Consider the following 23369-nt stretch of genomic DNA (forward strand, 5'->3'; position numbering starts at 1 on the left):
GGGTGGTCTTCCTACGCCGCCGGCCGGGGTGGGAACTCCGCGCCCGCCGCGATCGCGTCGCGGTAGTCGTTCACGCGCCCGGGAACGGTGCTCAGCACCGCAACCGTCCGGCCGTTGCGCCCATATGCGGCCACGAACTCCCACGTGCCCGGATCGCCGTCGATGACGCTCACCGCGTCGTACTCCATCGGCGTACCGAGCATCTGCAGCTTGACGTCGTACTGGTCGGACCAGAAGTAGGGCAGCTCGTCGAACGCCGGGCCATCCTGCGGGCCCGCCAGCAGTGTGCGGGCGGCAGTGGCGCCCTGGCCGCGGGCATGCTCCCAGTGTTCGATGCGTACGTGTCGCTCGTAGCGTGGATGCCACCATCGCGCGATGTCTCCGGCGGCTACCAGGTCGTTGCATCCGTCGACCGCACCGTTGGCGCCGCAGAGCACTCCGTTGTCGACCGGAACTCCCGAGCCCTCGAGCCAGTCGGTGGCCGGCCGGACCCCAAGGCCGACCACCACCAGATCGGCGGGCACCGTCGAGCCGTCCGAGAGCCGGACCGCCTCGACCTGACCGTCGCCCACGAACGCGTCGACGCTCACGCCGGTCCGCAGGTCCACGCCGTGGGCGCGATGCAACCGGCCCCAGCACTGCGCCATCTCGTGTCCGAGCGCGGACTGCAGGGGCGCGTCGCCCTTGTCGATCAGCACCACGTCGAGGCCGAGCAGCCGGCACGTGGCGGCCACCTCCGCACCGATGAAACCGCCGCCGATCACCGCGACGCGAGGCCGCGACGCGAGGCGCTCCCGGATGGCCAGGCAGTCCTCGACCGTCCGCAGCAGCAACACCCCGCCGGGAACGTCGCCACCCGGCCATGGCCTCGGCACGGCGCCCCCGGCGATGACGAGACCGTCGTATTCCAGCGACGTGTCAGTGTCGCCGTCGCGCAGTCGAACGGTCCGCGAAGCCATGTCCAGGCCCACCGCCGAGGTTTCCCGTAACACCCGTGCTCCGACGTCCAGGTTGGGCGCCAGGTCGATACCGGCCCGATGTACCGTGCCGGCGAGCATCTTCTTCGACAACGGGGGCCGATGGTACGGCGCATGCCGTTCCGCGCCCACGATGGTCAGCTCGCCGTCGTAGCCCGACCGGCGGAGTTCCTCTGCCGCGGCGGTGCCCGCGACCCCCGTGCCGACGACGACGACGTTTGTCAGCGCACGATCAGACGCCATCGCTTCAGTCCTCGACCTTGATCGCCTGCGTGGGACAGGACTTCTCGGCTCCCTTGAGCTGAGTGTGCAACTCGTCGGTGAGACGGTCCTGGTGCACGTGCAGCACCCCGTCGTCGTCCAGTTCGAACACTTCGTGACAGATGCTCATGCAGACGGCGTTGCCGTCGCACGTGTCGAAATCGACCCGAACCTTCATCATCGCCTCCCGTTCAGACGCCCGCCGGCTGACGACCCGCCTGCGCCCGCTCACGGGCGGCGCGGGCAGCCGGGGAATAGTCGAGGTACTTGATCGCCATCTCGGTGTTGCCCTCGTGGCTCGGATGATGTCCACGCTTCATGTACCGGATGGGCGTCTTGCCGAAGAGGCTCCACGGACCCGGCAGCCGGTCCCGGCGCGCCGCCCGCAGCCAGTCCCGCAACCGCCACTTGGTGTCGATCGTCGGATCCTGCTTCATGAGGTAACGCGCGCCTGCGATCCACCAGCCGACGAACAGCGGCGCGGTCATCAGCATCGAGAAGGCACGGATCAGGTAGCTTCCGCACACATGCTGGTAGACGTCGAAGACCAGCGCGCGGTGCTCGACCTCCTCGGCACCGTGCCAGCGCAGCAGATCCAGCATGACGGGGTCGGCGCCGGCCCGCTCGAGTCCGCGGTTGTCCAGCGCCCATTGGCCCATCACGGCCGTGAAGTGTTCCAGCGCGGCGACGTCGGCCAGCCGGCGGTACAACCACCACCGGTGCAGGCGCTGCGGCAGGTACTTCGGCGGATCACCCAGGGTCGCCGACAACATCCGGCCGAGCCGATCGGTGTAGGGCTTGGTGTCGATGCCCTGCTCGGCCAGGTGATCCAGGACGACCTGGTGCGCCCATGCGTGCCAGGACTCCTGCTGGATGAACGGTTTGATCGCCGCCTCCAGCTCGGGGTCGTCGACCAGCGACGACGCTTCCAGGATGGCCTTGATGAAGTGCCGCTCGCCCTCGGGCAACAGCAGGTGCAGGACGTTCACCATGTGGGTGACGTACGGATCGCCGGGCACCCAGTGAATCGGCGTTTCCGACCAGTCGAAGCGGACCATCCGGCGATACTTGGGATACCCGTCATGGTGCGTCTGGACTTCTGGCATGCCTGTGCCCTCCCTGTGCGGCGGTCCGATCTCGGTGCAGCAGCGGTCCGCGCTGTGACCGCCCACACACCGGCTTACCCACGGTTACCGTTCGGTATACGTCCCTCGGCCGGTTCTCTGCCCGTACTCAGCGAGCGATCGGCTCAGCGTCGCCGCTGACCGAGGAGTCCAGCGGCGGCACCGGACGGTCGTGCCGAAACTCCCAGCGCCGCAACGCAACCCGGCACGGTGACTCCACCAGAGCATAGCTCACCGCGGCGATCGCGAACCCGAACACCACGGTCAGCAGCAGCACCACCGGCATGTGCCCGTTGAACGGGAACTCCCCGATCACCGGAAAAACCATGGTCAGAGCGGCCAGGTGCCATATGAACAGTCCGTAGGACCACCGCCCCAGCGTCACCATCATCGGGCTGCCCAGCAGCCGGTGCGGGGTGCCTGGGCGGTCGAGCACCAGCGGCGCCAGCAGCGCGCCCGCCACCACCGCCCCCATCGCGATCTTCACGGTGAACTGGCCGACCGTGCCCGGGGTCAGGCCCTCGGGGCCGGCCAGCGGCGAGGCCGCGACCAGGAACGCCGCCACCGCGATCGCGGCCATCAGCACGCGGCGCCGCGCAAGGCGGTGCGCCCAACCGACCGGCGTCACCGTCAGCTCCGCGAGCAGCATGCCCGCGGCGAACCACGAGAAGAAGGCCGGCGGCCAGTTGAGGTGGTTGACGCCGTCGGGCGCCTGCAGGGGAATCACCGCCCAGCCGAGGCTGGCGATCGCAGCCGTCGCGAGCACCGGGATCCGGGCCCGCACCGGCACCCGGCGCACCAGCAGGGCCAGCAGCGGCAGGGCGAGATAGAACGCCATCTCGACCGACAGGCTCCACATCTGCGTAAGTCCCGCGGTCAGCGTCAGCGGAACGTAGATCTGGGTGAGCGTCAGGTTGGCCAGCCACACCGTGAGATCGGCGCGCGAATCGGAGGTCTCTGGCAGCAGCGCGAGGATCACCACGACCGCCACCAGGTATCCGGGCATGATCCGCACGATCCGCGAGCGCAGGTAATGACCCGTCGGCGGAACCGGCCGAAGGCCCCTTGCGGCCGCCGCGTGCCCGCGCCACAGCAGGAAACCCGACAGCGCGAAGAACACCGCGACGGCGAGGTCGAACCGGCCGAACAGCCTGCCGCTGATGCCGCCGGTGTGACCGGTCTGGAACGCGACGTGGGTGACGACGACGCCGACGGCCGCGCACGCCCGCATGCCTTCGACTGCGGGCAGGAAACCGCGGGTTCCGCCCACTTCCGCATCCGTCACGACGATCAGTGTGCCGCGCGCAGGCAAACCGCCTGACTACGGGTGGTCGGCATGCCCCGGGTACAAGCACTCCGGAGTAAACGACGACCTTAGAGTCGGCTGTTAGGGTCGAACCGGTTTGGCGGGTGCACTGCAGGTTGAATCCGCGGACGCGTGGGGGAACCCCCGGCCCGACGGGCAGGGTCAGAGCAGGCAGATGGAGGGCACGGTTTGAACCGCGCAGTGGCGCTGCGAATTGCAGCGTGCGGAATTCTGGGGTTGGGCGCAGCCCTGCTGATCGCCGCGCTGTTGCTGTCCACCTACACCGAGAGCAAGATCGCCAAGATCCCGCTGGACCTGGACAAGACGCTCCTAAGCGAGGGCACCGGAACGGCGTTCGACCCGAATTCGCTCAACGCGCCACGCTTCGTCATCGACCGCGACGTGCCGTTGGCGCTGCAGGAGCAGATGACCGTGGAGTCGCCCGCCAACGCCGACGTGGTCACCCTGCAGGTCGGCAGCACGCTGCGGCGCACCGACAGGCAGCAGGAGGGCGGTCTGCTGCTGGCGATGGTCGACACCGTGACGGTCAACCGCTCGACCGCCGAAGCGGTATCCAGCGAGAGCAACCCGGGCGGTGCCGTGCAGAAGCCGCGCGCCATCGACGACGACAGGCCGCCGACGAACATCGCGCTGCCGCACGAGGGTCTCGCCTACCGTTTTCCGTTCGACACGGAGAAGAAGACCTATTCGGTGTTCGACCCGATCGCGCAGCAGGCCTACGACGCGAACTATGACGGCGAGGAAGACGTCAACGGGATGACCACCTACCGGTTCCGCCAGAACGTCGGCTACGACGCCGAGGGCGAACTGGTGGAACCGGTGCGGTACGCATCGCTCTACGACGACGACGCAGACAGCGAGGTGACCGCGCGCGCCTCGATGTGGGGACTGCCCGGCGATCCCGAAGAGCCCATCACCATGTCGCGGTACTACGCCGCCGAGCGCACCTTCTGGGTCGACCCGGTGTCGGGCACGATCGTCAAGCGCCAGGAGCACGGCTACCACTACTACGCCCGCGAACCCCTCAACCCGGAGGTGACGTTCGTCGACTATGACGTCACCTACAACGAGGAGACCGTCGAGTCGCAGGTGGCCAGCGCCGCCGACGAGCGCGACCGGGTGGCGCTGTGGGGCCGCATCCTGCCGATCACGTTCACCGCGACGGGGTTGGTGCTGCTGGTCGGCGGCGCCCTGCTGGGGTCGTTCACGCTGCGCGCCGAGTCCACGTTGATCGACCCCGGACTCGACGAGGCCGATCACGGCTTCTTCGACACCCAAGGGATCAAGGTGCCGGGCGCAGAGGCCAAGACCGAGAAGATCCCGACCCAGCGGCCCACCGACCTGCCTCCCGACAGACCGGTCTGATCGCGCGCTCGACCAAGCCCGTGAGGGCACGGCCACCGGTGGCCCGGCTGTTTCCGCCCGCGTATGCGCTGCTCCTCAGCCTGGCGGTGACCGCACCGCTGCTGGCGCCCGGTTACCTGCTGCTGCGCGACGCGGTGTCGACGCCGCGCTCCTATCTCACCGACGCGGCGATGGGCCTGTCCGAGGCCGCGCCGCGAGCCTTGCCGCAGGACTTCGCCGTCGCTCTGGCGTCGGCGCTGCTCGACGGCGGTGTGGTGGTCAAGCTGCTGCTGATCGGCGGGTTGTGGCTGGCCGGGTGGGGCGCCGCCCGGCTGTCCGCGGCCGTGCTGCCGGACGCCGGGCCCGCCGGCCAGTGCGTGGCCGTGACCGTCGCGGTGTGGAATCCCTATGTGGCCGAGCGGCTTCTGCAGGGGCACTGGAGCCTGCTCGTCGGATACGGATGCCTGCCGTGGGTGGCGACCACGATGCTGCGGTTGCGCGGCGGGGCGTCGTGGTCGGCGCTGGGTGCGCTGGCGTTCTGGATCGCGCTGGCGGGGCTGACGCCGACCGGGGTCATGCTGGCTGCGACGGTCGCGCTCGTGTGCGTGGCCGCACCGGGGGCGGGTCTGGCTCGGTGGCGCAGCGCTGCGGCGACGCTCGTATTCGCGGCCGTGGCCGCGCTGCCCTGGCTGACGGCCGCGGTGATGGCGCGATCGCTGTCGTCGTCACAGGCCGAGGGTGTCGAGGCGTTCGCCGCGCGGGCCGAGCCAGGGCTGGGGACGCTGCTCAGCCTCGCCGGGCTGGGCGGCATCTGGAACGCCGATGCGGTACCCGGCTCGCGGACAACGCTTTTCGCGATCGTGGCGACTGCGGTGCTGCTCGGCGTGGTCATACTCGGGCTGCCGACGGCGCTGCGACGACCGCAGACGGTTCCGCTGCTGCTGCTCGGCGCCGGGGCGGTGGTGGTGCCCGCGCTGATGGCGACGGATTCCGGGCTAGCGGCCGTCGAGGCGGTGATCCGCACGCTGCCGGGACTCGGCGTGGTGCGCGACGGGCAGAAGTGGGTCGCGCTTGCGGTACCGGGTTATGCGCTGGCCGGAGCTGCGGCCGTGCTGACCGTACGACGAGTGCCCGCGGCCGCGACGGCGGCGGTGTGCTGCACGGCGCTGATCGCGACGCTGCCCGACTTGGCCTGGGGCGTCGGTGGCAGTGTGCGCGCGGTGCAGTACCCGCCGGGATGGACGGCGGTCGCGGAGATGATCAACGCGGACCCGCGGCCGGTGGCTGTGCTGCCGGTCGACAGCATGCGTCAGTTCGCCTGGGCCGGCGACGCGCCGGTGCTCGACCCGCTGCCGCGCTGGGTGCGCGCCGACGTGCTGATGACCGGCGACCTCAACGTCGGTGATCACACCGTTCCGGGTGAGGGCGAGCGGGCGCGGGCGGTTCAGGATCTGCTGCTCGACGGGGCGGGCGCAGAGCGGCTCGCGCAGGCCGGAGTCGGTTGGGTGGTCGTCGAATCACCCAGCCGCTCAGCGGTTTTGACGCTTCCGGTGGCATACCGGGATGACGACATCGCGCTGTACCGGGTGGGCGGCTCAGCCCCGAGGGCCGGCGGCCGGGCGCTGGTGCTGACCGCGCACCTGGCGTGGCTGGCGCTCCTGATCGGCGGCTTGGTGGGGCTCGCCGCGGGTGTGCGCCGCAGCGCACGCGGCTGAGCACCTGCGGCACAATGTCGTCTAGGCGACAGGAGGCTACCGCAACGCTTCCAAGGCCGTCCTGCTGTCGAGGTCGCGGTAGGCGGTAGCAATTCTGATCTGGTTGGCGACGTTGATTTCCCAGCCGTAGTTCTGCAGGGGGGTGGTGAGCCAGCCGATATAGAAGCACCACGCCACAGCGAGGCGATGTTCGTAGCGAAGTTCCTCGGTCGAGGGGGCGTCGGTGACGCCTGGCCTCGGTGAGGCGCTGCCTGTAATAGGCGATCAACTCGTCTTCGTGCCGGCGGCGGTCGCGCACCGACAGGGCGGTGATGATGATGTAGCTGATGTCGTGCATGCAGTAGCCACGGGCGGTGAGCTGCCAATCCAGCAGGCCGGGGCGGCCGTCGGGCAGGACGAAGGTATTGCCGATGTGGCAGTCGCCGTGCACCAGCGTGCCCGGCAACGTGGCTTGGTGAGCCCGAGCGGCATTCACCTTCTGCAGCAGCGATTCGGCGGTCTCGCCGACCGATTCGACCAACTCGCGTTTGAATTGTCGGCTTTGCACCTCGGAGGTGACGAGCAGGGGCACGCCGGCCTCGTCGGTGAACAGGTCGTGGATGGGTCCGCTGGTATGCGGCAGGACCCATGAGAGATCGGTGTCGAATCGCGGCGATCGCCAGTAGCGGGCGTGCAGCGTGGCGAGTTGATCCAGCAGCCTTCTGACACCCTCGGCCTCGGTGGGTGTGAGCACGTTGGGGAACTGTGCTCCCCTGGCTCGCAGGTCCTCCATCACCAGGGCGAACGAGCTGGCCGACTTGTCGCGCGCCGCCCCGGCGCATCGTGGCATCACTACAGGCAGTTCGTCTGCGAGGTGTGCGTATACGTTGACCTCGTTGTCGTACAACGGGAGGTCGCCCAGTTCGGGACGGGCGACCTTGATCGTCAGCCGCCGTGGCAGCTGGTCGGGTGTGTTTTCTGCGTAATCGACGTCGAGCGTGATTCGCCGTGCGGTGGAACCCGCTGCTCGCCCTCAGTGGACAGCGCGAAGTCGACGACGCTGACCCTCTCGACGGCCACCTCCGGATACTTCGTGTTGATCAATCCCTGGACGATCGCGGCGTCGAAGTCTGCCGGTTCCGACGGTATCTCTCGGTGATCTCCTGGCGGACCATCGCGTTCGTCGGCGTCAGGCATGTCCGCCAACTTGCCAAACCGCTTTGTCGGGGTCAAACAAGGGCAGCGGATTTACTGACCGGCGCTGCGGTCCGCCGCACTGCCGGGGCCGGCGAGCGGTGCGGCGCCGAATGACACGTCGAACCGGTCACACCAGATGCCCACGCTCGTCAGCCCGGTGACATCGACGTCCGCCGGCACGGGGTAGTTGGCGCTACCCCGGTTGCCCTTCAACTTGCCGAGGTTGACGTACCGGCCTGCCGTGAACGCCTTTCCGCCGTCGGGACCGTCGACCACCGGGGCGTCCGCCAGCAGCACGATCAGATCCGGGCCGTCACTGGTGTCCAGGTTCTCCACCCGCACGACATGGGAACCGTCGGGCAACCGCAGCAGCTTGGCGACGCCGGTGGTGGCGTGTTCGTGGCCGACGAACGTACCCTCGCCCACCACGGTCGGGGCACCGGTCGTCGGCTCTGCTGAAGGCGCCGCCGCGACCGTCGGCAACGGTTCGTCGACGGTGGTGTCGGTGAAGGCTTTCCACGGCTGGAACCAGTAGGCGCCGACAGCGGCGGCAACTACCAGCAGTCCCACTACGGCGAGCACGACGGGTCGGCGCAGAAATTTCAAGATCGTCGCCATGGCAGTGAGTGTGCGCGCCCTCGCCGCCCATTACAAGGGACTAGAACACCCCGCTGACGCGACGTCGCCTGTGCACCGATTCCAGGACGGTGCGCATCGCGTCGGCGCTCTGCTGCCAGGAGAACTCGCCGCTGCGGATCTGGGCCTTGGCGCCGAGTTGCTCACGCAGCACCCCATCGGTCAGCAGCCGCTGCAGGCCGTCGACGAGCCCGTCGTGATCGTCGACCAGCAGCCCGGTCACCCCGTCGACGATCGAATCCGTCAACCCGCCCGAGGACCGATACCCGATGGTCGGCACCGCGTGCTGGGCCGCCTCGATGACCGCGAGCGCCCAGCCCTCCTTGCGCGACGGCAGCAGATGAACCCAGCAGCGTTGCAGCACAAGATGCTTGGCGTCGTCATCGACGTGACCATGGAAGGTCACCGCGTCGGTGATGCCGAGCAGTTCGGCGTGGTCGACGAGGCGTTGCCGCCACCAGCCGCCGCCCACGATGTCCAGGTGCAGTCCGGGCACCCGGCGCCGAAGTGTCGCGACGGCCTCGAGCGCATCCTCGATCTGCTTGTGCGGCACCAGCCGCGACAGCACAGCGATCCGCGGCTCCGGCGACCGCGACCCGATCAGCGTGTCGGCAGGCGCGTCGTCCAGGCCGTTGCGCACCACCGCGATCCGCCCCGCATCGACGCCGAGGGCGGTCAGATCGCGCGCCGACGGCAGCGACACGGTGACGTACTGGTTGTGGCGGTGCGCGCGCGGCGACAGCCTCGACTCGATGAACCAGCCCAGCCGTCCGATCACCGCGCCTGCGACCGGCCACTGCTCGCGGTGGCAGTGGTGCACCAGGACCGCGACGCGACGGCCGTAGGCCAGCCGGGCCAGGAACGGGATGCCGTTCTGGGTGTCGACCACGACGTCGGGCCGGACCCGCCGCAACGGCCCCAGACCGACGCGGGCCAGCACCATCGCCAGCCCGGCCCAGATGTAGACGCTGTAGCGACCCCCACCCCGGCTGACGCGCACGCCGTCGACGACGTCGCGGCGCGCGGCACCCGGGTAATGGGCCGTGCGCATCGTGACGTCGACGCCGGCCTCCACCAACTGCGCGCCGATACGCTGCAGGTAGGCCTCGCTGCCACCACCCTGCGGATGGCCCGTGTCGCGCCAGCACAGCAACAGCACGGATTTGAGGGGGCGGGCAGACATCCGCCCCAGACTAGTCGCTGCGTAGGGTCGCGCTGTGGTCACCGACCTGTTCGCTCGCCGCGCGACGCTGACCCGGTCGCTGCGCCTGCTCGGCGCGTTCCGCTTCGAACGCAGCGATCCGGCCCGCTTCTACGGGGCGCTGGGTGCCGACACCGCCGAACTGGTCGCCGACCTGTGGTGCGCCGCCACCGGCGCCCCGGCGACCGGGCGAACCGTGCTGGACGTCGGCGGAGGACCCGGCTACTTCGCGAAGGCCTTCGGCGAGCGCGGATTCGACTACATCGGCGTCGAGCCCGATCCGGCCGAGATGCACGCAGGCCCTGGACTCGCCGTCGACACCGGTCACCACGTCCGGGCATCCGGGATGGCGCTGCCGTTCGCCGACGCCGCAGTCGACATCTGTCTGTCCTCCAACGTCGCCGAACACGTCGCGCAACCATGGCGGCTGGGCCGGGAGATGCTGCGCGTGACCAGGCCCGGCGGCTTGGCGGTGTTGTCGTACACGGTGTGGCTGGGCCCGTTCGGCGGGCACGAGACGGGCCTGTGGCACTACCTCGGCGGAGCCCGCGCGGCGCGGCGGTACGCCCGCAGGCACGGTCATCCGGCCAAGAACAACTACGGCTCGTCACTGTTCGCGGTGTCGGCGGCCGACGGGCTGCAATGGGCGGCCAGCACCGGGATGCTCGTCGCCGCTTTCCCCCGCTACCACCCGCGATGGGCGTGGTGGCTGACCGACGTGCCGATGCTGCGGGAGTTCCTGGTGAGTAACCTGGTGCTGGTCCTGTCCCCGCCGACTGCAACAGGTTCTACTTTTCCCGGATCGTAGGTAGTGTGACGGGCACGACACCGCACGCGAGGAGCATGAAGTTGACACAGACCGTCGCCTTTAAGACCGAATGGGACAAGCTGTTCATCGGCGGCAAGTGGGTCGAGCCGTCCTCGTCGGAGGTCATCGAGGTGCACTCGCCCGCCACCGGTGACGTCGTCGGCAGGGTGCCGCTGGCCAAGGAGGCCGATGTCGACGCCGCCTGCGCGGCCGCCCGCAAGGCGTTCGACGAGGGCCCGTGGCCGCACATGTCGCCGCAGGAACGCGCTGCCGTACTGGGTGCGGCCACCAAGCTGATGGAGGAGCGCGGCGCTGAGCTGAAGTACCTGCTGGCCGCCGAGACCGGTCAGCCGCAGACCATCGTCGACATGATGCAGTACGGCGCCGCGATGTCGGCGTTCCAGTACTACGCCGGCGCCGCGGACAAGTTCGCGTGGAAGGAGATCCGCGACGGCATCTACGGCCAGACGTTGGTCATCCGTGAACCGATCGGGGTGGTCGGCGCCATCACCGCGTGGAACGTGCCGTTCTTCCTGGCCGCCAACAAGCTCGGCCCCGCGCTGCTCGCCGGCTGCACCGTGGTGCTCAAACCGGCCGCCGAGACGCCGCTGTCGGTGTTCGCGATGGCCGAGATGTTCGCCGAAGCCGGCCTGCCCGAGGGCGTGCTGTCGATCGTGCCCGGCGCCGCGGAGACCGGCCGGGCGCTGACCGCCAACGCCGAGATCGATAAGTACACGTTCACCGGCAGTTCCGCGGTCGGCAAGGAGGTCGCCAAGATCGCCGCCGACCGGCTAAAGCCGTGCACGCTGGAACTGGGCGGCAAGTCGGCGGCCATCATCCTCGAGGACGCCGACCTCGACTCCACGCTGCCGATGCTGGGCTTCTCCGGCGTGATGAACAGCGGCCAGGCCTGCGTCGCGCAGACGCGCATCCTGGCGCCGCGCTCGCGCTACGACGAGGTCGTCGAGAAGATCGCCAACTTCATCTCCGCGATGCCGGTCGGCCTTCCCGACGACCCCAACGCCGCGATCGGACCGCTGATCAGCGAGAAGCAGCGCGAGCGCGTCGAGGGCTACATCAAGAAGGGCGTCGACGAGGGCGCGCGGTTGGTGACCGGTGGCGGCCGCCCCGAGGGGCTGGACAGCGGATGGTTCGTGCAGCCGACCGTGTTCGCCGACGTCGACAACTCGATGACGATCGCGCAGGAGGAGATCTTCGGCCCGGTGCTGGCGGTCATCCCCTACGAGACGGAGGAGGACGCGATCCGCATCGCCAACGACTCGGTCTACGGCCTGGCCGGCAGTGTGTGGACCACCGACAACAAAAAGGCGATGGAGGTCGCGTCGAAGATCCGCACCGGCACGTACGCGGTCAATATGTACGCGTTCGATCCGGGCGCACCCTTCGGCGGCTACAAGAACTCGGGCATCGGCCGCGAGAACGGCCCAGAGGGCATCGAGGCCTACGTCGAGCACAAGAGCGTGCTGCTGCCGTTCGGCTACACCCCGGAGGACTAGCTAGCTAGAAGGCCTCTTCGCGCACGTCCATCAGCGACAGGTCGACGCTCTCGGCGATCCGACGCTGCGCGCTGAGTTGCGGCAGATTGTTCTTGGCGAAGAACTGCGCGGCGGCGACCTTGCCGGTGTAGAAGGCTCGGTCGCCGTCGCCCACGTCGCCGTCGAGTGCCGCCAACGCTATCTCGGCCTGGTGGAGCAACAACCATCCGATGAGCAGGTCACCGACCGCGAGCAGGAACGAAACCGATTCCAGCCCCACGCGATACAGCTCGCGGGCGTTGTCCTGCGCGGACAGCAGGTAACCGGTCATCGCGGTCGCCATCGCCTGCACGTTGTGCAGCCCGGTGCCCAGCAGCGCACGCGCTTCGCCGAGTTCGGAACGCCCCCCGTCGCTGCCGACGTACCGCTGGATCCGGTCGGCCACATGCGCCAGCGCCACGCCCTGATCCCTGGCGATCTTGCGGAAGAAGAAGTCCTGCGCCTGGATCGCGGTGGTGCCCTCGTACAGCGAGTCGATCTTGGCGTCGCGGATGTACTGCTCGATCGGATAGTCCTGCAGGAAGCCCGAGCCGCCGAAGGTCTGCAGGGATTCGGTGAGGCACTGGTAGGCCCGCTCTGACCCCACGCCCTTGACGACGGGCAGCAGCAGATCGTTCACGCGGGCGGCCATCTCGGCGTCGGCGCCGGACACCACCTTCGCCGCTGCGACGTCCTGGTGTGCCGCGGTGAACAGGTACAGCGCCCGCAGTCCCTCGGCGTAGGACTTCTGGGTCAACAGCGCCCGTCGCACATCCGGGTGGTGCAGGATCGTCACGCGCGGGGCGTTCTTGTCGGTCATCTGCGTCATGTCGGCGCCCTGCACGCGAGTCTTGGCGTACTCGAGGGCGTTGAGGTACCCGGTCGACAACGTCGCGATCGCCTTGGTGCCCACCATCATCCGGGCGTACTCGATGACCTTGAACATCTGGGCGATGCCGTGATGGGAGTCGTTGACCAACCATCCGACCGCAGGCACCCCGTGCTGACCGAACGTCAGTTCGCAGGTCGCCGAGACCTTCAGGCCCATCTTGTGCTCGAGGCCGGTGACGAAGACCCCGTTGCGCTCGCCGAGGTCGCCGGTCTCGGGGTCGAAGTGAAACTTCGGAACCATGAACAGGCTCAGCCCCTTGGTGCCCGGGCCTGCGCCCTCCGGCCGGGCCAGCACCATGTGCACGATGTTCTCGAAGAGGTCGTCGCTGTCGCCGTTGGTGATGAAGCGCTTCACCCCGTCGAGATGCCAGGTCCCGTCCGGCTGCGCGACGGCCTTGGTGCGTCCGGCGCCGACGTCGGATCCGGCGTCGGGTTCGGTGAGCACCATGGTGGCGCCCCAGTCCCGCTCCATCATGAGCCCCGCCCAATGCCGCTGCTGTGCGTTGCCGATCTCGTAGAGCACATCGGCCATCTTCGGCCCGCCCTCGTACATGAACGCGGCGGGCTGAGCCCCCAGCGCGAACTCGTTGATCGCCCACTCCACCATGGCCGGCGCCGGCACGCCGCCGATGGCCTCCGGCATCCCGACGCGGGACCACTCACCGGCGTGCCAGGCGCGGAACGCCCGCTTGAACGACTCCGGCAGGTTCACCGTGTGCGCCGCGGGGTCGAAGGTCGGCGGGTGGCGGTCGGCCTCGGCGAACGGCTCGGCCAGCGGTCCTTCGGCAAGCCGTGCCGCCTCGGCGAGCATCTGCCGCACCGAGTCCCCGTCGAGGTCGCCGAACGCACCAGTCGCCAGCACCCGGTCGAGGTCGAGGACCTCGAAGAGGTTGAACTCCAGGTCGCGCACGTTGCTCTTGTAGTGGCCCATGTCCGCCTCCAGCCTGCACCGTGGTGAAGCCGAGCGTAGTGGCCTGCGCAATTATGGTCTATCGCATAATCACGATTCTCGCGGTCGCAGGCGGAGCCGCTCACCAGCAATTGACCGACGCGGCTGTGATTGGGAATACATTTATTGCACACGTGTGTTACTCGTTCTATGCTGGTCGTCATAGACAGGGAGGCGCCCGATGTGGATCATTGAGGTCAACGTCGCCGGTCACCGGTTCACACATCGTGTGCATGACCGCCGTCGTCCGATGTCCCGTTCCCGCCCGCGCTCGCTCGGCTGGGTGGTGGCTCAGCTTCGGCGCCCCCGCGCAGCCTGACCGCGTTTCCCTTGGAGGTTGTCGTGTCGTCCGCCGCGACCGGAGTCGCCAGCACGCGTGGTTCCACGCGCACCAAGATGTTGATCAGCGCCGCCGAGCTGATGCGAGAACGCGGTGCCGCCGGCGTCACGATCGACGAGGTGCTGGTCCGCAGCGGCGCCCCTCGCGGATCGGTCTACCACCACTTCCCCGCCGGCCGGAACCAGATCCTGACCGAGGCCCTGCAGTACGCCGGCGACGAGATCACCGGCGTCATCGACGAAGCCGCGGCCAAGGGTGGCCGCTATCTGGTCCACGAATTCGTCGTGTTCTGGGAGGAACTTCTCCTCGAGAGCGACTTCACCGCCGGTTGCCCGGTGGTCGCGGCGGCCATCGGCGCCGCCGGCGAGGAGCCCCGTCTGACCTCCGTGGCCGGCGGCATCTTCAGCCGCTGGCGCGACGCGCTGACCCGCGCGTTCGTCGCTGACGGGTTCGACGAGTCGGGTGCCGCGGCGCTCGCGATCACCTGCATCGCCGCACTGGAGGGTGCCGTGGTGTTGTGCCGCGCCACCCGCGCGGTGGCGCCGCTGCGCGATGTCGCGGGACAACTCGAGTTCCTGATCAAGGCAAGGGAATTCGTTCGCCGCAACGGGTTGTCGGCGCACTAGCAGGCGCCCTTCGCCGCGCGGTTTCACACCCCCCGGCCGGGTACCTCACTGCGACGCGACATGGAGCTGACGTTGTTCTGGCCGATGGTGCGCGAAAAGCTCGACGACGGTGACGAACTCGCCGACCTGGCGGTGGAGCAGGAGCAACGGGGCAAGCGGTGCGTTGCAGCAACACGCCAAGAAGGTCGCACCGACCCGGCCGCCTGGGCACCAAACGACACCGATCCGAAGACTTGGCCGATTTTCAGGCTTTGCGCCAACGGGCGCATACGAAGTCGCGATTGACCGCCGAGTCCACCAGTGTCCACTCCGAGCGCACCGGAAGCACCCGCGAACCACCGGCCAATGAACACGGCGCGTAGCTGACGATCATTTCGTCGACGAGTCCGGCGGAGACGAACTGAGCGGCGACGTGGCCGCCACCGACCACCCAGACATCCTTGCCCGAAGCGGCGGCCACCAGTGTCGGATGCAATTCGGTCACGGCGCCGTCGAACGTCCGCACCGGATGCGCGTCGGCGATGATGCCCGGCCGCCGCGTCAGCACCCACGACGGCTGCTCGTACATCCAAGCGCCCGGGTGGTTGGCGGCGATCCACTCGTAGGTCGCCGACCCCATCACGACCGCGCCGATGGTCGCGATGAACTCGTCGTAGTTGAACGGCCCGGTCTGGTCGATGTCGCGGGAGGTCAACCAGTCCAGGCTGTTTGCCTCGTCGACGATGTAGCCGTCGAGGCTGGACGCGGTGTAGTACACGGTTGCCAAATCAGTTGCCTCTCATCCATTCCAGCGGATCACCGGGTCGCACGTCCACACCGAGTCGGGTCAGCATCGCGCGGGCCAGACTGCGCCGGTGCGCGGCATAGGTGAGCACGTGCGCGACGATGCCGTACAGCTGGAACGACTCCGGCGGATCACACAGCGCGTCGATGACCGTGTCACCGAGGCGCCCCTCGGCGGTGTACTCGGAGACCATCGCGGTCCACCGGTCGCCGATCTCGGCGTGCCGGACCGCCAGCTGTCCAGCCGACGTCGACTCCGGTTGCGTCGCTGCACGATCGGGGAGGTCTCTGCCTTCAATCGTGGCCAGCCACACCTGCTTGGTCCACACGATCGCGCCGAGCACTGCTCCGACGCTCGGCTCGGGTCCGTCCCAGTCGAGCACGACCTGTCCGGGTGAGAGCGCCTGATTCCATCGCCGGTCGGTCAGTTCGGTGGCCCGGTCGATGAGGTAGGCGGTGTCGGCGACGTCGTGCGCCACCATCAGTTGCGAGATGTCGGGCTCCTTCGTGTCGCCGGCGCCGTCAAGCCACAGCGAGTGCGGGGGATGGAAGTGCAACCCGTTGGGCGCGGCCGCACGAAACGGCACCTCGGCGGCCCGGGAGGGCGGCACCCCGAAGGTGCGGCGGAATGCGCGCGAGAACACCTCGGCCGACGACCATCCCTCGTCGGCCGCCACCGCCGCTACGGGTTCACCCCGGTGGAGGCGCCACGCCGCGCGTTCCAGCATGATGCGGCGCCGCATCGCGGCGGGGGACTCGCCGGTCAGGCGCCGGATCTGCCGGGAGAAGTGGAACTCCGATGCGAACGTGCTGCGCGCCATGTCGCCGACGGCCGAGTTGTCGGCGGCGACCACGGCGTCGAGCAGTTCCCGCAGCCGGTCCCGGCCCGCTTCCTGACCCACGCTTTCCGAGTATGGTCGCGTCCGCGCCGGATGGACATGACGTTTCCTGCTGCGTTCAGGAGCCCGGCATTGTAGGAGTCAGGGCTTGCCGCGCGACGGCGTCTGGTAGGCGACGCCGTGGCGTAAGGGCGTGTTGCCCTCCGCGGCCGTCGACTCCTGTACCGGTGAGCCACCCGCCGTGCCCGTCACCCCCGGGGCATTGCTCGGATCCCCCTCCGACGGCTCGGCGCCGTGAGTGAGTTCCTTCAACCGCGCGTGCAGCACCTCGAGCACCGGGATGCGGTTGCCGTGCTCGGTCTCGTGCTCGAACACCGCACGCAGCTGCCCTTCGTCAAGTGCGCGGATGCGGTGCCGCAGTTCGGTGATGGGCAGCTGGTCGTAGTCGGCAATCGGCAGGTCGTTGTCGGCCATGCGCTATCTCCTAGCAAGGGGGGTCACAGATGAGGCAGACCGTCGACTGGCGACGGAACGCCACCGGTGTCCCGGCTGCGGTGCCGCGCGGCCACCGCGGCCGCACCGAGCGACGCCAGCGCCACCGTGGGCCAGAACAGGGCCTGCCCCAGCGCCACGCGTCGTTGCGCCTTGAAGATCCGCTTCTGCGCGTGCCGCACCCGGGTCAACGTGTCCACGTCTACCGGTTGCCCATGACGGGGCGGCTGAAACCCGTCAGCTGCCCGTCCACTTCGGCGCGCGCTTCTCGGCGAACGCGATCGCGCCTTCCTTGGCGTCGTTACTGGCGAAGACCGGCGCCAGGATCTTCATCTGCTTGCCCCACCGCTCGTCGTCACTCCAGTTGCGCGACTCGACGATGATCCGCTTGGTGGCGGCCACCGCCAGCGGACCGTTGGCGGTGATCTTCTGCGCCAGCCCGATCGCGGCGTCCAGCGCCTGACCCGGCTCGGCGAGCACGTTGACCAGGCCGAGATCGTGGGCCCGCGCCGCCGACAGGTTGTCACCGGTCAGCGCCAACTCCATGGCGATCGCCTCCGGGATCCGCTGCGGCAGGCGCAGCAGGCCGCCACCGCCTGCCACCAGACCACGCTTGACCTCGGGGATGCCGAACGCCGATTCCTTTGACGCCACGATGAGGTCGGTGGCCAGCGCGAGTTCGCAGCCGCCCGCCAGGCAGTAACCCTCCACGGCGGCGATCAGCGGCTTGGCGGGCGGCTTCTCGGTGAACCCCATTCCGCGGCCCTCGACCACGACGTTCTCGCCGCGCGCGAACGCCTTTAGGTCCATGCCCGCGCTGAACGAGCCGCCCGCGCCGGTCAGCACTCCGACCGATAGTCCGGCCTCGCCGTCGAGGCGGTCCATGGCGTCGGCGAGGCCGCGGCTGACCTCGGCGTTGACCGCGTTCTTGGCCTGGGGCCGGTTGATGGTGATGATCAGGATGCGATCGCGCTGTTCGACCAGGACGGCCGGTTCGGTGTTGTCACTCACGCGGGTGATCGTAACGGCCGTCCATTCGGATCAGTCAGGCATCGAGCTACGCGGGTGCCGACGCGGCGTGCACGCCGATCTCAGCGATCGCCGCGCGGTTCTGACCGTCGGAGGAGCCGAGCTTCGTTATCCAGACCACCACCCGGGACATCGGCCGCGCGTCCGAAACGGGAATCCGGGTAGTTCCGGGTTCCACGGGGATGGGCGGGGTCAGCTCCACGGTGTCGGCGAGCGTCTTCGGATCGGGGCCTTCGCTGCCGCGCACCTGAACCATCGAACCGGTGCTGTTCTGCTCCACGGTGACGGCGTTGACCGATGTCGCTTCGCGCAACGAGACCACCAGTCCGACACCCGGTTTGAACTTGGGGAACGGATCAGCGTCGTAGTAGCGGTCGGTGGCCCACGCGGTATCGGGCTTACCGTCGATCGCCAACCCCGCATCGTTGGGACTGTCCGGCGAACCGTCGGGCGAGAAGACCCCCGCCCCCGTCAGCGCCACCCGTTCGCCGGGGCCTACTCCGCGGACCGCTTTCGTCGGCTCGGGCGGCTCGGGCGCCGGCTGCGTGGGCTGCAGCCCTAGCTGATCGGCGTCCATGGCGACGGTGTCGTCGTTGGCTTCGAGGAACCCGTTGAGCGACGAACCGAGCGCCAGGATCGCCACCAGCACGATCGCCGCAGCGGCACCCAGTCCCCCGCGAATGACGATGCGACGGGCCGCCTCCCGCTCCTCCTCGGGCCCGAAGTTGCGAAAACCCGCGTAGGCACCTGGGAGTGGCGGCGGCAGCGGCGCCATGATCCGGCAGCTGGACTCCTCGGCCTCGGACTCGACACCCGCCTGATCCAGCAGCGTCAGAAGTGTTGCGGCACTGGCGATTCCTCCGTCGTCACGCAGCAGCGCGGCGGTCGTGGTCGAGATCAGGAACGGGATCCCGGGGTCGACGACGGCCGGCTCGGGCGGCTGCGCGGCCGGCCCCGGCCACTCACGCAGCATCGCGGCGTACAACGCACATCCGATGCCGCGCAGATCGGAGCGGGACGTGCTCTCGGGCAGCGTGGCCGGAAAGGCCAGCGCCACGTGCCCGTCGTCGCTGACCCGCAACCGCGCCGGATCGTCGATCGACAGCACCAGCCCCGCGCGGTGCGCCGCCTCGGCCGCTGCGGCCAGCGACCGCATCATGGTCGCCACCGTCGCGGGCGCAGGCCGGGTGTCAGCGATCTGGCGCAGGCTGCCGCCGCAGACCCACTCGGACACCACCACCCCGAACGCACCGGTGTGCAGCACGTCGAGCACCTTCGCGACACCCGACTTGCCCAGGCCGCGCAGCCGGATGGTGCGGGCCAGTATCTCGTGCACGAATTCCACCGGCAGCTCGCCCGCGGTGTCGACCAGGCTCAGACCCACGTCCCGTCCGGTGCCGACGTCGAGGGCATGCCAGAACCGCAACAGCGGGCGGCGGCCGTGGGGCGCGAGAAGCCGATACCGCCCCGCGATCGTCATCCCGGGAATGATTCCGTCATCGCCTGTCGCCATCGCTCCGACTTCTGCTCGGCGGTCATCAGACCGGGCTGGTTTGTCGCCACCCGGATTGCCATCCCCCACGGCGCTCAAACGCCGGGCCGACCACCTCGGGAAGCGCTGGGTCAGCGGAGCCGATGCGGATACAGTGGGCACATCGGTGCGGCCACCACCCCACCATTTGTCCTGCACAGACGCCCTCGACTAAACTAGAACACGTTTCAGTTTTCAACCGTAAGGGGTCCGATGGCCACCACCGACGCCGAACCGTCGCAGCTCACCAAGTGGGATCCCGGCCTCACCGAGCGCTTCATGGCCGTCACCCGGCCGATCCTCAAGCGCTACTTCCGCTCCGAGGTACGCGGCCTGGAGAACCTGCCTGCGGGCGGGGCCCTGCTGGTGTCCAACCATTCCGGCGGCATACTGCCGATGGACGTGCCGATCCTGGCCGCTGACTTCTACGAGCATCACGGGTACGACCGTCCGCTGTACACGCTGAGCCACGACATGCTGATGATCGGCCCGACGGGCGAGTTCTTCCGCAAGATCGGCTACATCAGCGCCAACCATCGCAACGCCGACGACGCGCTGCGCTCCGGCGGACTGGTGGTGGTGTTCCCCGGCGGCGACTATGACGTCTACCGCCCGACGTTCTCCGAGAACGTGATCGATTTCGGTGGGCGCACCGGTTACGTGAAGGCCGCGCTCAACGCCGGCGTGCCGATCGTCCCGACCGTCGGCATCGGCGGACAGGAAACCCAGATCTTCCTGTCACGGGGCACCTGGCTGGCCAAGCGACTCGGCCCGATCGCCCGGTTGGCCCGTGCCAAGATCGTGCCGATCTCGTTCGGCTTCCCCTTCGGCCTGTCGCTGGTGGTGCCGCCCAACATCCCGCTGCCGTCGAAGATCGTCATGCGTGTTCTACCGCCGATCGACATCGTCGAGGAGTTCGGCACGGACCCCGACATCGACGAGGTCGATTCCCACGTGCGCCGGGTGATGCAGCGTGCGCTCGACGAGCTGGCCGCCGAGCGCCGCCTCCCGGTGCTCGGCTAGCGGGATCACCGAGTGGTTTCGAAGTTTTACCGGCAGGCGCCGCGGCTATGCGGATGCTCGATGACCGCTAAGAACAGGCGCCACCGCCGCCGCCGCCGTTACCCGCTGCTGCGTGCGGCGGCGGAACTGCTCAACGCCGCCAACGGTGTGCAACCGCTGGGCCGCGAGGGATACGTCACGCTGCCCGCCTTCGCCTTCGGCTGGCCCACGACCGAAGCCGCACCCCTGTACCTGGCTGGCTCGGTCCTCGACGCCGTGCGACGCGGCTTGCGTGGTGACTTCCGCGGCGCGCGCGGCCGACTCGCGCTGGCGATGACGGCGATCGCATGGGCCCTGTTGGGCCTCATCATGTTTCGCAATGTGACGTCGCGGCCCTATTTCGAGGAGCCGCTGCGCGCGGTGCTGGGTGACGACTACGAGGAGATCGCGGCCAGGTCGCAGCCCGCGCGGCGTCGCCGACTGGTCGGTATCCCGCCCAACGAACTCGTGCGACGCCGCTACGTCGAGCGTGCCGGCACCGTGCAGTACGGGCCGCACGACCGGATGAACCGTGCCGACATCTGGCGTCGCGCCGATCTCCCCCGCAACGGCAAAGCGCCTGTGCTGCTGCAGGTTCCCGGCGGGGCCTGGGCGATCGGCATGCGGCGGCCGCAGGCCTATCCGCTGTTGAGTCACCTGGCCGAGCGAGGCTGGGTGTGCGTGTCGATCGACTACCGGGTCAGCCCCCGGCACACCTGGCCCGCCCATATCGTCGACGTCAAACGCGCGCTGGCCTGGGTAAAGGAGAACATCGCCGACTACGGCGGCGACCCGGATTTCGTTGCCATCACCGGTGGTTCGGCCGGCGGGCACCTGTCTTCGCTTGCGGCGCTCACGGCCGACGACCCGCAGTGGCAGCCCGGATTCGAGGACGTCGACACGTCCGTCGTCGCCGCGGTGCCGATCTATGGCCGTTACGACTGGGTCTCAGGCAGGGGGGCCGGTCGCAAGGAATTCATCGGGTTCCTGCAGAGATTCGTGGTGAAGAAGCCCATCGCCGAGCACAAGCAGGTTTACGTCGACGCCTCGTCGATCATGCGGGTACGGCCCGACGCGCCACCGTTTTTCATCCTGCACGGCCAGGACGACTCGATCATCCCGGTCCGGGAGGGGCGCGAATTCGCCGAGGCGCTTGCCAAGGTGTCGGAGTCCACCGTCGTGTATGCGGAGATCCCCCACGCTCAGCACGCATTCGACTTCTACGGCTCCCCGCGGGCGCACTACACCGCGCAGTCGGTCGAGACGTTCCTGTCCTGGGTTGATGCCAAGCGGCACAGCTCATACCGCGGCTAAGCCATCACGCCGTCCACAGCTGTCAGCTCTTGGGAAAGCCCCGCGGCACCACGGGTTTCGGCGAACGACTCGACCATCGCGTCGGTCAACTCATGGGGGTCGGCGAGCGTGGCGCCGTCGGAGAGCACCGAGATGTTGAGCTGGTCGACGTAGCTCCACACAGTGATGTTGAGGCCACTGCCGGTGGTGAGCGGTCCCACGGAATAGATCTCGGTGACGAGCGCGCCGCCGACCCGGCCGTGTTCGCGCGGCCCCGGCACGTTCGAGATCGGGAGGTTGAGCACCTTGTTCTGGCCGTCCTTGTCGGCGAGCCAATGGAACAGCCGTTCGGCGGGCGCGGGCGGGAAGTACGCCGACCACCTGCTCACCAACTCCGGCCCCATCAGGTGGTGGGTCTCCTTGGCGTCCATCGCGGCATCGTGCACCGCGCGCACCCGCTCCAGCGGGTCGTCGAGTTGAATAGGCACCACCATCATGACGCCGGTGAAGAAATTGCCCGATATGCGGTCCGGCGAGAAGTCGAAACTGACTGGGACAGAGGCCAGCAGCGGATGGTCCGCATGTCCGTCGTACTTCAGCGAGAGCTTTCGCAGCGCGCCCGCCGAGATCGCCAGAACCATGTCGTTTATGGTGACTGCGAGATGCTTGGCCGTCTCCTTGACGTCGGCGAGCGCCAGGGTCGCGGTGGCGAACCTGCGTTGTGCGTCGACGCGGTGGTTCATGAACGACGGCGGCGGGGTGAACGGCCTGGTGAGCTCTGGGGAGAGCTTCCTGGTGCTCTTGCGCACCCGCTGGATGCCTTGCGCGGTGTAACGCATCACCCCCGGCAACCGGCCGATCTGGCGCATGTGGTCGGTGAAGGCCGTCCGCACCAGCTCGGCCCTACCCGGCGCGGGATCGGTTGCGTACGAGTCACGGTCGGCTTGCCGTCCGGCCTGCAGGTCCATGCCGCGCGCCAGCAGGTTGGCCGAGGCCACCCCGTCGGCCAGCGCATGGTGGATCTTGCCGAGCACGGCGATCCGGCCTCCCGCCAGCCCCTCGATGAAGTACATCTCCCACAGCGGCCTGCTGCGGTCCAGGGGCGTGCTGGCTATCCGGCCGACCGCCTCGTCGAGCTCCCTGCGGCCGCCGGGACTGTCGACCCGGTACGGGCGCACGTGATACTCGAGGTCGACCTCGCAGTTCTCTCGCCACATCGGATGATGGAACTTGAACGGGATGTCGACCAGTTCATAGCGGAACGGGTCGAGCTTGTAGAGCCTGCCGTGGATGACCCGGCGGAACTCGTCGATGCCGAACTGACGGTCGCCCAGCTCAGAAAGGTCGATCACCGCCAGCTTGAGGGTGTGCATGTGCACCGTCGGCGTCTCGCTGTACAACAGCACGGCGTCCCAGCCGCTGAGCCTCTTCACCTCGCACCCCTGCCTCCG

At 68.7% G+C, this 23369-nt stretch carries 23 protein-coding genes and 1 pseudogene; 8 read left to right on the top strand and 16 right to left on the bottom strand.

Annotated elements, in window-relative coordinates; translation table 11 throughout:
* Positions 1-11 precede the first annotated feature (11 nt).
* The 4 genes from K3G64_RS08095 to K3G64_RS08110 form a co-directional block, all read right to left on the bottom strand.
* Positions 12-1220, bottom strand: a complete 1209-nt coding sequence (locus tag K3G64_RS08095; protein WP_238890257.1) for an NAD(P)/FAD-dependent oxidoreductase — start codon at positions 1218-1220, stop codon at positions 12-14.
* Between the two features lie 4 nt (positions 1221-1224).
* The gene (locus K3G64_RS08100; protein WP_370647123.1) at positions 1225-1419 is read right to left on the bottom strand and encodes a ferredoxin; all 195 of its coding nucleotides are present in this window, start codon (positions 1417-1419) and stop codon (positions 1225-1227) included.
* 10 nt (positions 1420-1429) lie between these two features.
* Positions 1430-2344: a metal-dependent hydrolase gene (locus tag K3G64_RS08105; RefSeq protein ID WP_238890259.1), complete on the bottom strand. Its 915-nt coding sequence runs from the start codon at positions 2342-2344 to the stop codon at positions 1430-1432.
* 127 nt (positions 2345-2471) lie between these two features.
* Positions 2472-3593 (bottom strand): acyltransferase family protein, encoded by a 1122-nt coding sequence (locus K3G64_RS08110; RefSeq protein WP_238950507.1) that lies wholly within the window; start codon positions 3591-3593, stop codon positions 2472-2474.
* Positions 3594-3857: 264 nt separating this feature from the next.
* Between K3G64_RS08110 and K3G64_RS08115 the strand changes: the two genes are divergently transcribed.
* Positions 3858-5054: a DUF3068 domain-containing protein gene (locus tag K3G64_RS08115; RefSeq protein WP_238890261.1), complete on the top strand. Its 1197-nt coding sequence runs from the start codon at positions 3858-3860 to the stop codon at positions 5052-5054.
* A 20-nt stretch (positions 5055-5074) separates the two neighbouring features.
* On the top strand, positions 5075-6748 hold the full coding sequence (locus K3G64_RS08120; RefSeq protein ID WP_238890263.1) for a hypothetical protein: 1674 nt from the start codon (positions 5075-5077) through the stop codon (positions 6746-6748).
* 286 nt (positions 6749-7034) lie between these two features.
* Here the strand turns inward: K3G64_RS08120 and K3G64_RS25655 are convergent.
* The 4 genes and pseudogenes from K3G64_RS25655 to K3G64_RS08140 form a co-directional block, all read right to left on the bottom strand.
* Positions 7035-7634: pseudogene (locus K3G64_RS25655) on the bottom strand (phosphotransferase); the annotation flags it as partial.
* A gap of 38 nt (positions 7635-7672) precedes the next feature.
* Entirely contained in the window at positions 7673-7924 is a 252-nt protein-coding gene (locus K3G64_RS08130) for a hypothetical protein (RefSeq protein WP_238890267.1), read from the bottom strand.
* A 51-nt stretch (positions 7925-7975) separates the two neighbouring features.
* The gene (locus K3G64_RS08135) at positions 7976-8542 is read right to left on the bottom strand and encodes a DM13 domain-containing protein (RefSeq protein WP_238890269.1); all 567 of its coding nucleotides are present in this window, start codon (positions 8540-8542) and stop codon (positions 7976-7978) included.
* A 40-nt stretch (positions 8543-8582) separates the two neighbouring features.
* The gene (locus K3G64_RS08140) at positions 8583-9743 is read right to left on the bottom strand and encodes a glycosyltransferase family 4 protein (RefSeq protein WP_238890277.1); all 1161 of its coding nucleotides are present in this window, start codon (positions 9741-9743) and stop codon (positions 8583-8585) included.
* A gap of 34 nt (positions 9744-9777) precedes the next feature.
* On the opposite strand from K3G64_RS08140, the gene K3G64_RS08145 reads away from it, so the two are divergent.
* On the top strand, positions 9778-10569 hold the full coding sequence (locus K3G64_RS08145; protein WP_238890279.1) for a class I SAM-dependent methyltransferase: 792 nt from the start codon (positions 9778-9780) through the stop codon (positions 10567-10569).
* Between the two features lie 41 nt (positions 10570-10610).
* Positions 10611-12086: an aldehyde dehydrogenase gene (locus K3G64_RS08150; protein WP_238950509.1), complete on the top strand. Its 1476-nt coding sequence runs from the start codon at positions 10611-10613 to the stop codon at positions 12084-12086.
* A gap of 4 nt (positions 12087-12090) precedes the next feature.
* On the opposite strand, the gene K3G64_RS08155 is transcribed toward K3G64_RS08150, so the two are convergent.
* Positions 12091-13926 carry an acyl-CoA dehydrogenase gene (locus K3G64_RS08155; protein WP_238890281.1) on the bottom strand — a complete coding sequence of 612 codons (1836 nt, stop codon included), beginning with the start codon at positions 13924-13926 and terminating at the stop codon, positions 12091-12093.
* 414 nt (positions 13927-14340) lie between these two features.
* On the opposite strand from K3G64_RS08155, the gene K3G64_RS08160 reads away from it, so the two are divergent.
* Complete coding sequence (locus tag K3G64_RS08160) at positions 14341-14910, top strand: TetR/AcrR family transcriptional regulator (RefSeq protein WP_238950511.1); 570 nt, start codon at positions 14341-14343, stop codon at positions 14908-14910.
* Positions 14911-14970: 60 nt separating this feature from the next.
* Entirely contained in the window at positions 14971-15195 is a 225-nt protein-coding gene (locus K3G64_RS08165; protein WP_238890283.1) for a hypothetical protein, read from the top strand.
* On the opposite strand, the gene K3G64_RS08170 is transcribed toward K3G64_RS08165, so the two are convergent.
* The 6 genes from K3G64_RS08170 to K3G64_RS08195 form a co-directional block, all read right to left on the bottom strand.
* On the bottom strand, positions 15155-15676 hold the full coding sequence (locus K3G64_RS08170; protein WP_238890284.1) for a dihydrofolate reductase family protein: 522 nt from the start codon (positions 15674-15676) through the stop codon (positions 15155-15157). The genes K3G64_RS08165 and K3G64_RS08170 overlap by 41 nt on opposite strands.
* Before the next feature lies 1 nt (position 15677).
* A complete protein-coding gene (locus K3G64_RS08175; protein ID WP_238890286.1) occupies positions 15678-16595 on the bottom strand; it encodes a helix-turn-helix domain-containing protein in 918 nt (305 codons plus the stop codon).
* A 78-nt stretch (positions 16596-16673) separates the two neighbouring features.
* Positions 16674-17006, bottom strand: coding sequence for a hypothetical protein (locus tag K3G64_RS08180; RefSeq protein WP_238890288.1), 333 nt, complete (start codon positions 17004-17006; stop codon positions 16674-16676).
* 23 nt (positions 17007-17029) lie between these two features.
* Positions 17030-17224, bottom strand: a complete 195-nt coding sequence (locus K3G64_RS08185; RefSeq protein WP_238890289.1) for a hypothetical protein — start codon at positions 17222-17224, stop codon at positions 17030-17032.
* 37 nt (positions 17225-17261) lie between these two features.
* Entirely contained in the window at positions 17262-18044 is a 783-nt protein-coding gene (locus K3G64_RS08190; protein WP_238950513.1) for a crotonase/enoyl-CoA hydratase family protein, read from the bottom strand.
* A 37-nt stretch (positions 18045-18081) separates the two neighbouring features.
* Positions 18082-19566 carry a protein kinase family protein gene (locus K3G64_RS08195; RefSeq protein WP_238890290.1) on the bottom strand — a complete coding sequence of 495 codons (1485 nt, stop codon included), beginning with the start codon at positions 19564-19566 and terminating at the stop codon, positions 18082-18084.
* A 231-nt stretch (positions 19567-19797) separates the two neighbouring features.
* On the opposite strand from K3G64_RS08195, the gene K3G64_RS08200 reads away from it, so the two are divergent.
* Complete coding sequence (locus K3G64_RS08200; RefSeq protein WP_238890291.1) at positions 19798-20607, top strand: lysophospholipid acyltransferase family protein; 810 nt, start codon at positions 19798-19800, stop codon at positions 20605-20607.
* A 60-nt stretch (positions 20608-20667) separates the two neighbouring features.
* Complete coding sequence (locus K3G64_RS08205; protein WP_238890296.1) at positions 20668-21939, top strand: alpha/beta hydrolase; 1272 nt, start codon at positions 20668-20670, stop codon at positions 21937-21939.
* Here the strand turns inward: K3G64_RS08205 and K3G64_RS08210 are convergent.
* Positions 21936-23351, bottom strand: coding sequence for a WS/DGAT/MGAT family O-acyltransferase (locus K3G64_RS08210; RefSeq protein ID WP_238890298.1), 1416 nt, complete (start codon positions 23349-23351; stop codon positions 21936-21938). The genes K3G64_RS08205 and K3G64_RS08210 overlap by 4 nt on opposite strands.
* Positions 23352-23369: the final 18 nt, after the last annotated feature.

Origin of the sequence: Mycobacterium sp. IDR2000157661 (assembly GCF_022317005.1) — a bacterium.
Lineage (GTDB): Bacteria > Actinomycetota > Actinomycetes > Mycobacteriales > Mycobacteriaceae > Mycobacterium.

Coding starts and splice junctions, on each gene's coding strand:
- K3G64_RS08165 (WP_238890283.1), top strand. CDS start 14,971: ATGGAGCTGACGTTGTTCTGGCCGATGGTGCGCGAAAAGCTCGACGAC.
- K3G64_RS08200 (WP_238890291.1), top strand. CDS start 19,798: ATGGCCACCACCGACGCCGAACCGTCGCAGCTCACCAAGTGGGATCCC.
- K3G64_RS08110 (WP_238950507.1), bottom strand. CDS start 3,593: ATGCGGGCGTGCGCGGCCGTCGGCGTCGTCGTCACCCACGTCGCGTTC.
- K3G64_RS08180 (WP_238890288.1), bottom strand. CDS start 17,006: ATGGCCGACAACGACCTGCCGATTGCCGACTACGACCAGCTGCCCATC.
- K3G64_RS08195 (WP_238890290.1), bottom strand. CDS start 19,566: ATGGCGACAGGCGATGACGGAATCATTCCCGGGATGACGATCGCGGGG.
- K3G64_RS08100 (WP_370647123.1), bottom strand. CDS start 1,419: ATGATGAAGGTTCGGGTCGATTTCGACACGTGCGACGGCAACGCCGTC.
- K3G64_RS08205 (WP_238890296.1), top strand. CDS start 20,668: ATGACCGCTAAGAACAGGCGCCACCGCCGCCGCCGCCGTTACCCGCTG.
- K3G64_RS08135 (WP_238890269.1), bottom strand. CDS start 8,542: ATGGCGACGATCTTGAAATTTCTGCGCCGACCCGTCGTGCTCGCCGTA.
- K3G64_RS08130 (WP_238890267.1), bottom strand. CDS start 7,924: ATGCCTGACGCCGACGAACGCGATGGTCCGCCAGGAGATCACCGAGAG.
- K3G64_RS08095 (WP_238890257.1), bottom strand. CDS start 1,220: ATGGCGTCTGATCGTGCGCTGACAAACGTCGTCGTCGTCGGCACGGGG.
- K3G64_RS08105 (WP_238890259.1), bottom strand. CDS start 2,344: ATGCCAGAAGTCCAGACGCACCATGACGGGTATCCCAAGTATCGCCGG.
- K3G64_RS08155 (WP_238890281.1), bottom strand. CDS start 13,926: ATGGGCCACTACAAGAGCAACGTGCGCGACCTGGAGTTCAACCTCTTC.
- K3G64_RS08160 (WP_238950511.1), top strand. CDS start 14,341: ATGTTGATCAGCGCCGCCGAGCTGATGCGAGAACGCGGTGCCGCCGGC.
- K3G64_RS08140 (WP_238890277.1), bottom strand. CDS start 9,743: ATGTCTGCCCGCCCCCTCAAATCCGTGCTGTTGCTGTGCTGGCGCGAC.